The organism is Curtobacterium sp. Leaf183 (assembly GCF_001424385.1).
Classification (GTDB): Bacteria; Actinomycetota; Actinomycetes; order Actinomycetales; family Microbacteriaceae; genus Curtobacterium.
Genome location: NZ_LMPO01000009.1, coordinates 575564 through 589363, shown reverse-complemented (window position 1 = coordinate 589363; position 13800 = coordinate 575564). Strand labels below are relative to the sequence as shown.

11 protein-coding genes and 2 tRNA genes are annotated in these 13800 nt (G+C 70.3%); 12 read left to right on the top strand and 1 reads right to left on the bottom strand.

Annotated elements, in window-relative coordinates:
* The first annotated feature begins 15 nt into the window (after window positions 1-15).
* From dnaG to ASG04_RS13640, 9 genes are all read left to right on the top strand, one after another.
* Window positions 16-1929 (top strand): DNA primase, encoded by a 1914-nt coding sequence (dnaG, locus tag ASG04_RS13680; RefSeq protein WP_056125333.1) that lies wholly within the window; start codon window positions 16-18, stop codon window positions 1927-1929.
* A gap of 440 nt (window positions 1930-2369) precedes the next feature.
* The gene (locus ASG04_RS13675) at window positions 2370-4004 is read left to right on the top strand and encodes an ABC transporter substrate-binding protein (RefSeq protein WP_056125332.1); all 1635 of its coding nucleotides are present in this window, start codon (window positions 2370-2372) and stop codon (window positions 4002-4004) included.
* A gap of 72 nt (window positions 4005-4076) precedes the next feature.
* Window positions 4077-5168, top strand: a complete 1092-nt coding sequence (locus tag ASG04_RS13670; protein ID WP_056125330.1) for an ABC transporter permease — start codon at window positions 4077-4079, stop codon at window positions 5166-5168.
* 2 nt (window positions 5169-5170) lie between these two features.
* On the top strand, window positions 5171-6169 hold the full coding sequence (locus ASG04_RS13665; protein ID WP_056125327.1) for an ABC transporter permease: 999 nt from the start codon (window positions 5171-5173) through the stop codon (window positions 6167-6169).
* Window positions 6166-7851 (top strand): ABC transporter ATP-binding protein, encoded by a 1686-nt coding sequence (locus tag ASG04_RS13660; RefSeq protein ID WP_056125326.1) that lies wholly within the window; start codon window positions 6166-6168, stop codon window positions 7849-7851. Before ASG04_RS13665 ends, ASG04_RS13660 begins: the two co-directional genes overlap by 4 nt.
* Before the next feature lie 168 nt (window positions 7852-8019).
* Window positions 8020-8964 carry an ATP-binding cassette domain-containing protein gene (locus ASG04_RS13655; protein ID WP_056125324.1) on the top strand — a complete coding sequence of 315 codons (945 nt, stop codon included), beginning with the start codon at window positions 8020-8022 and terminating at the stop codon, window positions 8962-8964.
* On the top strand, window positions 8961-9971 hold the full coding sequence (locus ASG04_RS13650) for a D-isomer specific 2-hydroxyacid dehydrogenase family protein (RefSeq protein WP_082518141.1): 1011 nt from the start codon (window positions 8961-8963) through the stop codon (window positions 9969-9971). The genes ASG04_RS13655 and ASG04_RS13650 overlap by 4 nt, the downstream gene beginning before the upstream one ends.
* Window positions 9972-10074: 103 nt before the next feature.
* Window positions 10075-10147: transfer RNA gene (locus ASG04_RS13645), tRNA-Asn, on the top strand.
* A 93-nt stretch (window positions 10148-10240) separates the two neighbouring features.
* Window positions 10241-10729 (top strand): hypothetical protein, encoded by a 489-nt coding sequence (locus ASG04_RS13640; protein WP_146245272.1) that lies wholly within the window; start codon window positions 10241-10243, stop codon window positions 10727-10729.
* Window positions 10730-10784: 55 nt separating this feature from the next.
* Here ASG04_RS13640 and def read toward each other — a convergent pair whose 3' ends face one another.
* On the bottom strand, window positions 10785-11360 hold the full coding sequence (gene def / locus ASG04_RS13635; RefSeq protein ID WP_056125320.1) for a peptide deformylase: 576 nt from the start codon (window positions 11358-11360) through the stop codon (window positions 10785-10787).
* Window positions 11361-11399: 39 nt separating this feature from the next.
* On the opposite strand from def, the gene ASG04_RS13630 reads away from it, so the two are divergent.
* From ASG04_RS13630 to ASG04_RS13620, 3 genes are all read left to right on the top strand, one after another.
* Window positions 11400-12317, top strand: coding sequence for a hypothetical protein (locus tag ASG04_RS13630; protein ID WP_056125318.1), 918 nt, complete (start codon window positions 11400-11402; stop codon window positions 12315-12317).
* A gap of 178 nt (window positions 12318-12495) precedes the next feature.
* Window positions 12496-13698, top strand: coding sequence for a glycosyltransferase (locus ASG04_RS13625; RefSeq protein WP_056125317.1), 1203 nt, complete (start codon window positions 12496-12498; stop codon window positions 13696-13698).
* A gap of 12 nt (window positions 13699-13710) precedes the next feature.
* Window positions 13711-13785: transfer RNA gene (locus tag ASG04_RS13620), tRNA-Ile, on the top strand.
* Window positions 13786-13800: the final 15 nt, after the last annotated feature.

Sequence of the window (13800 nt, the reverse complement as noted above, 5' to 3'; positions counted from 1 at the left end):
AACTAGGATCGAGGGGTGGCTGGACTCATCGTGCGGAACGACATCGACGAGGTCCGCGCGCGCGTGAACATCGCCGACGTCGTCGGTGACTACGTCACGTTGAAGTCGGCCGGGGTCGGCTCGTTGAAGGGCCTCTGCCCGTTCCACGACGAGCGATCGCCGTCGTTCCACGTCCGCCCGCAGGTCGGCCGCTACCACTGCTTTGGCTGCGGTGAGGACGGCGACGTCTTCAGCTTCATCATGAAGCAGGACCACACGACCTTCTCCGAAGCGGTCGAGCGGATGGCCGCCAAGATCGGCTTCACGCTCCACTACGAAGAGGGCGACGGGCCCCGCACCGACTACAACACGCGTGCCCGCCTGATCGCCGCCAACGAGGCGGCGCTGCAGTTCTACACCGCGCAGCTCACGACCCCGCAGGCCGACCCCGCCCGGCGCTTCCTGGGCGAGCGTGGGTTCGACCCGGCCGCCGCGCAGCACTTCGGCGTCGGGTTCGCCCCGAAGTCGTTCGACGTCCTGCGGGACCACCTGCGCGGGCAGGGCTTCACCCTCGACGAGATCGTCGCGGCGGGTCTGGTCAGCCAGGGGGACCGGTCGCCGTACGACCGGTTCCGTGGGCGGCTGATGTGGCCGATCCGCGACGTCACGGGGGCCACGATCGGCTTCGGCGCGCGCCGCCTGCTCGAGGACGACAAGGGCCCGAAGTACCTCAACACCCCCGAGACCGCGATCTACCACAAGAGCCACGTGCTCTACGGCATCGACCTGGCCCGACGTGACATCTCCAAGCAGAAGCAGGTCGTCATCGTCGAGGGCTACACCGACGTCATGGCCTGCCACCTGGCCGGGGTCACGACCGCGGTGGCCACGTGCGGCACGTCGTTCGGCGTCGACCACATCAAGTCGCTGCGCCCGATGCTCGGCGACGTCAGCGGCGGTGACCCGAACGCCAACGGCGAGGTCGTCTTCACGTTCGACCCGGACGAGGCCGGACAGCGTGCGGCCTCCCGAGCCTTCGCCGAAGAGCAGCGGTTCGCCGCCCAGACGTACGTCGCGGTCGCCCCCGGCGGACTCGACCCGTGCGACCTCCGGCTCGCCAGGGGTGACGACGCGATCCGACGGCTGGTCACGAACAAGCGGCCGATGTTCGAGTTCATGATCCGGCGCACGCTCGACGGACACGACCTCGAGACCGTCGAGGGTCGGGTCAGCGCCCTCCGCTCGGCAGCGCCCGTGCTCGCCGGCATCCGTGACCGCTCCCTGACCCAGGGCTACGTGCGCGAGCTCGCCGGCTGGCTCGGCATGGAGATGGGCGACGTCCGTCGTGCCGTGGAGAGTGCCCGGTCGCGGGCCTCGTCCGACCAGGGCCGCGGGCACGGATCCTCGAGCGCGGGGCAGTCCGGTCCCGGTACGCAGCCGGTCGCGCCGATCGACGAGCCCGTCGCCGGCATCCGGTCGTTGCCGAACGACCCGATCACGCGCATGGAGCGTGACGCGGTGATGGCGATGGTGCAGCAGCCGACGTCCGTGGGGGCGCCGCTCCTCGGCTTGGCGGCTGCCGCCACGTTCTCCGCGCCGATGCTGGCCGTGGTGCGCGACGCCGTCGTCGCGAACGTCGACGCGCTCGGCGGGAGCGACTGGCTCGACCGTCTGTCCTCGGACGTGCCAGCACCGGTCCGGGGCCTGGTGTCCGAGCTCGCGCTCGCGCCGATCCCCGCCCGCAACGACGAGGACCTGGCGATCTACTGCCGGGGCATCGTCGTGGCGCTGGTCGAGCGCGACCTGCTGGCGCGCAAGGCGTCGTTGCTCGGGCAGCTGCAGCGTGCCGACCCGAACGAGAACGCCGAGCGTCGCGGCGAGATCCAGCGTCAGCTCGTCGACCTCGACGCGCAGCGGATGCGGCTGCGCGCTGACGCCGAGGCGTCCTGACCGCTCGCCGTCCTCGCGTGCCCCCAGGCCCGGATCGGCGGCCGTCGCGGGGTGTTCGCGGGTCGTCGCGGGGTCCTTGCGGTCGTCCCGAGGTCGCATGACGCGCCGTCGGCGCATCGTCGGGGTCGCACGACGTGCCGCCCGCCGGAGCGCGAGGCGACCGATGGTGCGACCTCGCCGAACATGAAGGGCATGTCGGGCGACGTCGAGCAAACCCCGCCGTGGTGCGCGGCGCAACGAAGCTGCGCGACGCGCCGAACTCCAGTGGCGGAATCATGCGGCATACGCACGACTGCTGCGTTACAGCGGTGTAACAGAATCGCCCCCGGTGGAAGAAGTTCCGTGGCAGGGTGTCTCTCAATGAGTGTCCCTGGTCGGTCACACAGTCGAACCACCCTCCGTCCAGGGTCCCTGCAACCACCACCAGAGAGGCATCGGACATGGCATCCGTGTTCACGAACCACCGCGCCACGTGGGGCAAGCGCGCCCTCGCGCTCGGCGCCGGAGCAGCAGCGACGGCGCTGGTGCTGACCGGCTGCGCGGGCGGCGGCAGCGGCGGCTCCGGCGACCTGAACGGCCTGATCATCGGCACGACCGACAAGATCACGTCGCTCGACCCGGCGGGCTCGTACGACAACGGCTCGTTCGCCGTCCAGAACCAGGTGTTCCCGTTCCTGATGAACACCCCGACGGGCAGCCCCGACGTCAAGCCGGACATCGCCACGAAGGGCGAGTTCACCGACCCCACGACGTACGAGGTCACGCTCAAGAAGGGCCTCGAGTTCGCCAACGGCAACAAGCTGACCTCGAGCGACGTCAAGTTCTCGTTCAACCGCGAGATCAAGATCAACAACCCGAACGGCCCGCAGTCGCTGCTCGCGAACCTCAAGAGCATCGACACGCCGAACGCCACGACGGTCGTCTTCCACCTCGACCACGCGGACCAGACCTGGCCGCAGGTGCTGTCCAGCCCGGCCGGCCCGATCGTCGACGAGGACGTCTTCTCGGCCACCAAGCTCACGAGCGCCGACGACATCGTCAAGGGCAACGCGTTCGCCGGCCAGTACGTGATCAAGTCCTACAAGGAGAACGACCTGATCTCCTACGAGGCGAACGACAAGTACGACGGCGTGCTCGACAAGGCGAAGACCAAGGACGTCACCGCCCAGTACTTCACCAAGGAGACCGACCTGAAGCTGGCCGTGCAGAAGGGCGACGTCGACGTGGCGTACCGCTCGCTGACGCCGACCGACATCACCTCGCTCCGCAAGGACAGCAAGCTCCAGGTCATCGACGGTCCCGGCGGCGAGATCCGCTACGTGGTCTTCAACTTCAAGACCCAGCCCTTCGGCACCGGGCAGAGCGACGCCGACGAGGCGAAGGCCCTGGCCGTCCGCCAGGCCGTCGCCGACGTCGTCGACCGGAGCGCCCTGGCGAAGGAGGTCTACAACGACACCTACTCGCCCGTGTACTCGATGGTGCCGGACGGGCTGACGGGTGCCGCGACGCCGTTCAAGTCGATGTACGGCGACGGCGGCGGCGCACCGGACGTCGACAAGGCGAAGCAGACCCTGTCGGACGCCGGTGTCGACGGCAAGATCGAGCTCAACATCCAGTACGCACCGGACCACTACGGTTCGGCGTCCGATGACGAGTACGCGCTGCTGAAGTCGCAGCTCGAGGCCTCGGGTCTGTTCACCGTGAACATCCAGTCGACGGTCTACACGACCTACGCCACCGAGCGCACGAAGGACGCCTACCCGGAGTACCAGCTCGGCTGGTTCCCGGACTTCTCGGACGCGGACAACTACCTGTCGCCGTTCTTCACGAAGGACAACTTCGTGCAGAACCACTACGACGACCCGACGATCCAGAAGCTGATCGCCGACGAGCAGGAAGAGTCCGACAAGTCCAAGCGCGCGGACATCATCGAGCAGGCGCAGGAGCGTCAGGCGTCGCAGATCTCGACGCTGCCGCTGCTGCAGGGCAAGTCGGTCGCGGTGGCCGGCAAGGACGTCAAGGGCGTCGAGCTCGACGCGTCGTTCAAGTTCCGCTACGGGACCATCACCAAGTAACCCGGCGACGGGCAGGGGGCGCTCCCACGAGGAGCGCCCCCTGCTCGTGTCACTGGAAAGGCACCCCACCCCGTGACCCTCACGAACTCCGCTGGCGTCGACACGGAGCCCACCAAGCCACCGGCACAGCGACGTGCCAGCGGCGGCGGGCTCGGTCGCTACATCGTCGTCCGCTTCCTGCTCATCTTCCCGACCGTCTTCATCCTGGTGACGCTCGTGTTCTTCCTGATGCGCGTCATCGGGAACCCGATCACCGCGAGCGTCGGCGGACGCCTCACCCCCTCGCAGCTGCAGGAACGTCTGCACGCCGCCGGCTACGACCGCCCGGTGATCGTCCAGTACCTGGAGTACCTCGGCCAGATCGTCCGCGGCGACTTCGGCTCGTCGGTGACCGACAACCGTCCGGTCACCGAGATCATCCTGCAGTACGGCGGCGCGACGGCCGAGCTGGTGTTCTACGCGCTCGTCGTGGCCCTCGTGCTCGGCATCCCGCTCGGCATGCTCGCCGCGTACCTGCGCGACAAGTGGCCGGACGTGCTGCTCCGCGCGCTCGCGATCCTGACCTACGCGACCCCCGTGTTCTTCGGTGGCCTGCTGCTGAAGCTCGTGTTCTCGGTGTGGCTCGACTGGCTGCCGCTCGGCGACCGGGCGTCGACCCGCGCGCAGCTCGTCCTCGACCGGATCGACAACCCCACCGGCGTGTACATCATCGACGCGATCCGGACCGGCAACGGGCAGATCATCGGCGACGTCCTGTCGCACGCGGTGCTGCCGGCGCTGACCCTCGGTCTGCTCACCGCCGGGATCTTCCTGCGGCTCGTGCGCGCGAACATGATCGGGTCGCTCGGCTCGGAGTACGTCGACGCGGCCCGCTCGCGCGGCGTCCGTGAGTCGCGGCTGGTCCGGACGCACGCCTTCCGACCCGCCCTGGTGCCGATCATCACGGTGATGGGCCTGCAGATCGCGATGCTGCTGGGTGGCTCGGTCCTGACGGAGACCACCTTCGGCTGGCGCGGGCTCGGCTTCGAGCTGAACCAGTACCTGTCCGCCCGTGACTTCGTCGCGGTGCAGGGCATCGTCGCGATGCTCGCGGTCATCGTGGCCGTCACCAACTTCGTGGTGGACGTCGTCGCCGCGCTGATCGACCCGAGAGTGAGGTTCTGACGATGTCCGACATCACCCTCGTCGACCGCCACGAGCCGCTGTGGAAGCGGCTCCCCGTCGTCGTCCAGCTCCGCAAGAGCACCGGATGGCAGCGCGCGATGCTCATCGTCGGCGTCGTCATCTGCGCCGTGTACCTGCTCGTCGCCGTGTTCGCACCGCTCATCGCCCCGTACGGCTTCGGCCAGCTGCAGGGCACCGACGGGCAGAGCTTCCCCCGCACGGGCGCCCCGAGCGCCGAGCACATCTGGGGCACCACGGTCGGTGGCTTCGACGTGTTCAGCCGCGTCGTGTTCGGCACCAGGACCGCCGTGCTCGTCGTCATCGTCGCCGTCGTCGTCTCGATCATCATCGGCGTCCTGCTCGGGATGGTCTCCGGCTACCTGGGCGGCTGGCTCGACCGGGTCCTGGTCGTGGTGGCCGACGCCGTGTTCGCGTTCCCCTCGCTGCTGCTCGCGATCGTCGTGTCGATCGTGATCTCCGGCGGCAACTCGAGCTACCAGGGTGGCATCCTCGCGGCGGCGATCTCGATCACCGTGGTCTACGTGCCGCAGTACTTCCGCGTCGTCCGCGCTGAGGCCGTCCGCCTGAAGAACGACGCCTTCGTCGAGTCGGCGCGCGTGATCGGTTCGAACCCGTGGCGCATCATGACGCGCCACGTGCTCCGGAACTCGACGCGGTCGCTGCCGCTCATCCTGACGCTCAACGCGAGCGACGCGATCCTGACCCTGGCGGGCCTCGGCTTCCTCGGGTTCGGCATCGGCCCGACCGCTGGCGCGGAGTGGGGCTACGACCTCAGCCGTGCCCTGTCCGACGTCGCGTCCGGCGTCTGGTGGACCGGCGTCTACCCGGGTGTCGCGATCGTGGTCCTGGTCCTCGGGGTCACGTTCATCGGCGAGAGCCTCAACGACATCTCCGATCCCCGCCTGCGTGCGCGCCGGCGGCTGAAGCAGCTGGTCTCCACGCGCGACAAGGCGACCACCGCGGAAGGGGCAGCAGCATGACCGGCACCGACACGGATCCCCAGGGCGACCCGGTCGTCGTCGTCGACGACCTGACGGTCACCTTCGCGACCGACGGGGGCGCCGTCGACGCGGTCAAGGGCGTGAGCATCGACGTCCGACCCGGCGAGGTCCTGGCGCTGGTCGGCGAGTCCGGTTCGGGCAAGTCGGTGACGGCCAGGAGCATGCTCCGGCTGATGCCCGAGACCGCGACGCTCGGCGGCGCGGTGCTGCTCGACGGCACCGACGTGGTGTCGGTCGGGTCGCAGAAGCTCCGCGAGCTGCGCGGCACCGCCGGCGCGATGGTGTTCCAGGAGCCCTCGACCGCGCTCAACCCGGTCTTCACGGTCGGGTGGCAGATCGCCGAGGGGCTGCGGGCGCACGGCGGCGTGTCGAAGAAGGACGCCCGCGCCACGGCGATCGAGTACCTGCGCCGGGTCGGCATCCCGGACCCGGAGGACCGGGTGGACCACTACCCGCACCAGTTCTCCGGCGGGCAGAAGCAGCGCGTCGTCATCGCGAGCGCGCTCGCCCTCGAACCGAGCGTGATCATCGCGGACGAGCCGACGACCGCCCTCGACGTGACCGTGCAGGCAGAGATCCTCGACCTGCTGCGCCGGTGCCGGGACGAGTTCGGCGCGGCGATCGTGATCATCACCCACAACATGGGCGTGGTCGCCGACCTGGCCGACCGCGTGGCCGTGATGTACCAGGGCGAGATCGTCGAAGAGGCCCCGGTCGCCGAGCTGTTCGGCAACCCGCAGGCCGACTACACGAAGCGCCTGCTGGCCGCGGTCCCGCGTCTCGAGGCGAGCACCGGCGTCGCCCGGCGCGCCATCATCGCGGAGGACGTCGAGCCGGTCGTCCAGGCGACGGCGCTCGAGATCGAGTACCCCGGCCGTCTCGGCAGCCCGGCGTTCCGCGCGGTCAAGGGCGTCGACCTGGCCATCCGACCCGGCGAGGTCCTGGGACTCGTGGGGGAGTCCGGTTCCGGCAAGACGACCATCGGCCGGGCGATGGCTGGGCTGACGAAGGTCACCGGCGGCTCGCTCCGGGTGCTCGGGCAGGAGATGCTCGGCTACCGCGAGCGGGACTTCAAGCGGCTGCGCAAGGACATCGGGTTCGTGTTCCAGGACCCGGCGACGTCGTTCAACCCGCTGCTGACGATCGCCGAGTGCGTCGCCGAGCCGCTCATCGTGCACGGTGTCGCGTCGTCCCCGCGTGCGGCTCGCAAGCAGGTCGACGAGCTCATGGAGGCCGTGCAGCTCCCCGCCGCGTACGGCGACCGGTACCCGCACGAGCTCTCCGGCGGGCAGCGACAGCGTGCGTCGCTCGCCCGGTCGCTCGCGCTGCGGCCGAAGCTGCTCATCGCCGACGAGCCGACGAGCGCGCTCGACGTCTCGGTGCAGGCCCGCGTGCTGGAGCTCTTCCTCGAGCTGCAGCAGGACTTCGGGTTCGCGTCGCTGTTCATCAGCCACGACCTCGCCGTCGTCGGAGCGCTCTCCGACCGGATCGCGGTGCTGTACCGCGGCGACCTGGTCGAGACGGGCACCACTGCCCAGGTGCTCGGCGCGCCGCAGCATCCGTACACGCAGCGCCTGCTGGCGTCGCTGCCGGTGCCCGACCCCGTCGAGCAGGCCGAGCGACGGCGTACGCTTGAGCGACTGGAGCAGGCCGGAGCCTGACCCACCTGCTCCCTGCAGGAACGGGTCCGGACCGACCTCCCTGGAGGCCGCACCCGCGTTGACGACGCGGGTCGCGCCTCCAGGCAGGCAGCTCCGGTGCACGACGTCCGTCGCGCGGACCGATGCGGTCCGCGCTGCGCCGCCAGGGGGCGGCGCGGAAGGGGTTCCATGATCGGGCTGAACGACCCGACCGTCGTCGCGGACGACGTCTCCATCGAGTACCGGGTCCCCGGGTCCCGGCCGATCCGAGCCGTCGGTGGCGTGAGCCTGACCGTGCGGAGCGGCGAGATCCTGGCGGTCCTGGGTGAGTCCGGCTCGGGGAAGTCGAGCTTCGCCGCCGCGGTCGCCGGGCAGCTCGGAGCGCGCGGCGAGGGCGAGGGTGCGCACCGACGGCACATCGTCGGCGGGGAACTCACCGTCCTCGGCCAGCCGATGCGCGGACTGCGGGCCTCGTCCCGCCGGCTCGCGCGCCTGACCGGTCGGATCGGCTACCTGTCCCAGGACGCCGCCGACCGCCTCAGCCCCGACCTCACGGTGGGCGAGGCCATCGCCGAGCCGATCTACGCCCGCGACCGCCGGTTCGACCGGAAAGAGGCCGGCCTGATCGTCGCCCGGTTGGTCGACGCGGTGCACCTGCCGCTCGGGGTGATGCGGCTCAACACGTGGGAACTCTCGAGCGGACAGCGGCAACGCGTCGCCCTGGCCCAGGCACTCGTCCTCGAACCGGAGCTGCTCGTGGCCGACGAGCCCGCTCGTGGCGTGGACGTGCTGGTGCGCCAGGCCGTGCTCGAGGCCCTGGCCGGACTCCAGCGCAACCGGCAGTTCTCGGCGGTCGTCGTGTCGAGCGACCTGCGCGAGGCCCGTGCCCTCGCCGACCGCGTCGCCGTCATGAGCGAGGGCCGCCTGGTCGGGCTCGGCACGTTCGACGAGGTGCTCGACAGCCCCGTCGACCCCTACGTGCGGACCCTCGCGGCGACCGCCGCGCGCCCCGTCAAGCGTCCCGCCGGTGCCCAGGCGGCTCCGCGCCGGTCCGCGGCGCCGTCCGCTGCAGCAGCATCGTCCCCCGCGGCCGCCGGCACCGGCGCCCGTGCACCCCGACAGGAGAACGCGTGACCGACACCGACGTCCAGCCCCGCGGCCACCGAGCCGTCGTCACCGACGCCGGAGCGCCGCTGCCCGTGGCCCCGCCGGCCCCGGGTCCGATCGCGATCCTGCCGAAGCCGACCGACCTGCACGTGTCGGCCGTCACCGGCGCCGGCGGCACCGTCGCCGCACTGGACGGTGACACCCGTGGCATCGTCTGGCTCGACCCGCGTGACCCGTCCGGCCTGCAGGACGCCCTCGACGCCGCACCCGCGGTCTCCTGGGTGCAGCTGCCGTTCGCCGGGGTCGACGCCTTCGCGGACCTGATCGGCGCGCACGGCGACACCGTGCTGTTCACCTCGGCCAAGGGCGCCTACGCCGAACCGGTCGCCGAGCACGCGCTGGCGTTGACCCTCGCGACGCTCCGGGTGCTGCCAGCCCGGGCCCGTGCCTCGTCGTGGGCGACCGAGCCGGAGGGCGTGTCGCTGTACGGCCGCCGCGTCGTCGTCATCGGCGCCGGTGGCATCGCGCTCGAGTACCTGCGACTGCTCGCGCCCTTCGACGTGGACGTGACGGTCGTCCGGCGCTCGTCGTCCCCGGTGGAGGGCGCGGCGCGCACCGTGACCACCGACCAGCTCGACGCCGTGCTGCCGGACGCCGACGTCGTGATGATCGCCGCCGCGATGACCTCGGGCACCGCGAAGCTGCTCGGCGCCCACCAGTTCTCGATCATGAAGCCCTCGGCACGACTCGTGAACATCGCCCGTGGTGGCCTGGTCGACACGGATGCCCTCGTCGAGGCCCTGCGCACGGGGGAGATCGCCGGCGCCGGGGTCGACGTCACCGACCCGGAACCCCTGCCCGACGGGCACCCGCTGTGGGACACGCCCGGGGCGGTCATCACGCCGCACCAGGCAGACACGCCGGAGATGGTGGAGCCGCTGCTCGCCGAGCGGGTGCGGGTGAACGTGACCGCGTTCCTCGGCGGTGCGGGCGAGGGCTTCGTCGGCGTGGTCGACCCGGTCGCGGGGTACTGACCGGCGGCACGCCCGGGGTGCACGTCCGATGCGCGGGCACGGGCGCATCTCCTGCTATGCTCGTGTGCGTTGTCCAGGCCGGTTCGTCCGGAACGGCAGCTGATCCTCGATAGCTCAATTGGCAGAGCAGCCGGCTGTTAACCGGCAGGTTGTTGGTTCGAGTCCAACTCGGGGAGCGTCAGGCCCTCACCGTCCGCGGTGGGGGCCTCTTCGTTTCTGTCGATGATGTTCCCGGCTGGGTCCCCGGTCGAACCTGTTAGCGTTCACAGGTGCCCGTCCTCCGTCGATCCGCCGCCGCAGTGCTCTGCGTTGCGGTGGTCGCCCTCCTGGTCGGCTGCACCGCGGGCGCCGAGTCCGAGCCGGACGAGTCGGTCGACAGTGCAGCCTCCACCGAGGTGACGCCGTCGGGGACGTCGCCGATCGTGTTCGCGTTCGTGTGTGACTCCGGGGACGCCGAACGGACCGAGACCTACACGACGTACTCCGCCGTGTGGCAGGACGACCGCACGGGGTGCCGCGCCGAGCGCATCACCGGCACGGAGATGTCCGCGCAGCAGCAGGCCGCGGTCGAGGCCACCGACGGAGCCGCGACGCTCGAGGAACTGGCGACGACCTGCGCCCGCACCACGGGAGCACCATGGTCGACCGACGTCGGCGACTCGGACGCCGCGCACGTCGCCGACGGCCTCGTGCTCTACTGCCCCGGCCATCCCGCCATGCGACACCTGCGGGACGCGTTGGCGGCATACCGGGGCTGAGCCGGGCCTCCAGTCCGTGCCGGCTCCGGGCTGGTTGCGGTCTGCCTGCGGGCGTTCAGCCCTCGGGGTGGTCGCGGCCGGGCAGCCACGACTGACCGGGTCCGCCCCAGCTGTGCTTCTTGACGGCCTTCTGGACCTGCTTGGCGTACGGGTGGACGAGTCGGTCGGCGTAGAGCAGCCCGTCGAGGTGGTCGTACTCGTGCTGGAAGACCCGCGCGAGCCACCCGTGTGCCTCGATCTCGAAGGGGGCACCGTGCTCGTCGACGGCCCGGAGCAGCGCGCCCTCGGAGCGTCGGAGCGGGAAGCGAAGCCCCGGGATCGAGAGACAGCCCTCGGACTCCTCGTCCTCGTCGAGCTCCTCCACCGACTCGGGTTCCGGGGGAGTGATCCACAGGACCGGATTGATCGCCACGCCGCGCCACTGCACCTCGGCATCATCGACGAATGAGTACACGAACAGCCGCTTGCCGACACCCACCTGCGGCCCGGCCAGTCCCACGCCTGGCGCCAGGTCCATCGTCTCGAACATGTCCGCGACCAGCGCGCGCAGTTCGTCGTCGAAGGCGGTGACCTCGGTCGCGGGGTCGTGCAGGACGGGTTCACCGGTGATCCGGATCGGGAGGACGGCCATTCACCCAGGTTATCCGGCCGTGTCGGCTAGCCTCGACGCGTGACGCCGGACCTCCAGCTGCCTGCGGCAGTGAGCAACCTGACGCCGTTCCAGGCGCTGATGATCCCGGTCGCCCTCGTCGGAGCGGTGTTCCTGTCCCTGGGGGCGCAGTTCCAGTCGCGCGGGGTCAAGCGCGTCGAGGCGAAGCTCGGCAAGCAGTCGAAGGGGCTGAGCATCGGGCACGTCATGGCCCTGCTCGGCAGCGGCTACTGGGTGCTCGGCACGCTCATGCTCGGGATCGCCGTGGTCCTGCAGCTGATCAGCATCACGTTCGCACCGCTGATCGTGGTGCAGCCCCTCGGTGCGGTGGCGCTCGTGATCACCACGTGGTTCTCGTCCCGCTCGTCGGGCATCCCGCTCGGGCAGCCGGCGCGCCGCGCGGTGTGGACCTGCATCATCGGCGTCGGCATCTTCGTCGCGATCGCAGCGTTCGTCGGGCACGAGAGCGCGATCACCCAGCCCCAGCTGATCACGGTGCTGCTGATCCTGGCCGTGGTGCTCGCCCTGGTGCTCGTGTCCTTCCGTGTCGTGGCCAAGCACAAGAGCGCGCTGTACTACATCGTCGGGGCCGGCATCCTCTACGGGTTCGTCGCGACGCTCGCCAAGGTGACGCTCAACCGCTTCGTGAACCACACGTTCGACTGGGTGACCGTCCTGGCCATCGTGGGGGTCGTCGTCGCGGCGGCCCTCGGCGGGTACTTCGTGCAGAACGCGTACTCCACCGGGTCTGCGGACCTGGTGATCGCGGGGCTGACCGTGGTCGACCCCATCGTGGCGGTGGGCATCGGCGTGATCGTGCTCGGTGAGGCCTCCGGTGCGCCGGTGATCGCCGTGCTTGGGTTCGTCGTCGCTGCGGCGATCGCCGTCACGGGCGTGTTCCTGCTCGCCAAGCACCACCCCGAGGCCGCGCGCCGGTAGGCGTGCCGGCGGCGCTGCCGTCCTTTCGCCCTGCCGCCCCGTCGGTCCGGGCGCATGTCAGCCGCGCGGCGGACGTGCCCACCGATCGGCGTACGGTAGCGTTTCACACCCAGACCAGCCCGGTACCAGCGCCAGCAACGGGTACCGGACGAAGGCCCAGGAGAGGACGACGCCCGCCGTGTCAGGAGACGCCACCCCCGCCCCGCTCGACCACCCCACGGAGCACCGGCCACTGCGGGTGCTCATGGCCGCCGACACGTTCGCCCCGGACGTCAACGGCGCCGCGACCTTCACCGAACAGCTCGCCGTCGGACTCATCGAGCGCGGCCACGAGGTCCACGTGATCGCGCCGGCTGCCAACCGTCACCACGGCACCTACGACGAGGAACTGCACGGGGTCAACCTGGTCGTGCACCGTCTGCCCTCGTACAAGTGGCCGCTGCACGCGTGGCTCCGGTTCGCGTGGCCCTGGACGGTCCGCAAGCACGTCGCACCGATCATCGACGCGTTCAAGCCCGACGTCGTGCACATCCAGTCGCACATCATCGTCGGTCGGGGCGTCGCCCGCGAGGCGCACGACCGCGGGATCCGCATCATCGCGACGAACCACTTCATGCCGGAGAACCTGCTGGAGTACACGCCGTTCGGCCGGTTCACGCTGCCGATCGCGCTGAAGATCGCGTGGAACGACGCCGCGCACACCTACCGGCTCGCCGACGTCATCTCCACGCCGACCAACCTGGCTGCCGACTACCTCCGCAAGGCGATCGCCGGACAGCGGGTGCTCGCGATCTCCTGCGGCATCGACGCCTCGCGGTACCTGGCGCGTGAGGGCCGCCCGGCCACCAACGACATCACCTTCGTCGGGCGGATCGCGCCGGAGAAGAACCTCGACGTGCTCTTCCGCGCGCTCCCACTGCTGCCGTCCGAACTCCGCGCGACGATCACCATCGTCGGCGACGGCGAGATGATCCCGAAGCTCACCGCCCTGGCGAAGGAACTCGGCATCGAGGACCGCGTCACGTTCCTCGGGTTCGTCTCGGACGAGGTCAAGTACCGCGCGCTGACGAACTCGACGGTGTTCGCGATGCCGTCCACCGCGGAGCTCCAGAGCATCTCGTCGCTCGAGGCGATGGCCTCCGGACTCCCCGTCGTGGCCGCCGACTCCATGGCGCTGCCGCACCTGATCGACGGCAACGGGTACCTCTTCGAGCCGGGCAGCGAGCGTGACCTCGCCGACAAGCTCACGATGGTGCTCACCGCCTCCGACGAGGAGTACACGGCCATGCGTGCACGGAGCCTCGCCATGATCGAGGCACACGACATCAACCGCACGCTCACGACGTTCGAGGCGCTGTATCGTGGTGAACCGGTGGCCTAGGCCTGCCGACGAGGGGCGGTAGCCAAGCTGGTCAAGGCAGTCTGCTCATAACGGAACGATTCGCGGGTTCGAGTCCCGCCCGCCCCACGTAGTCGTGACCCA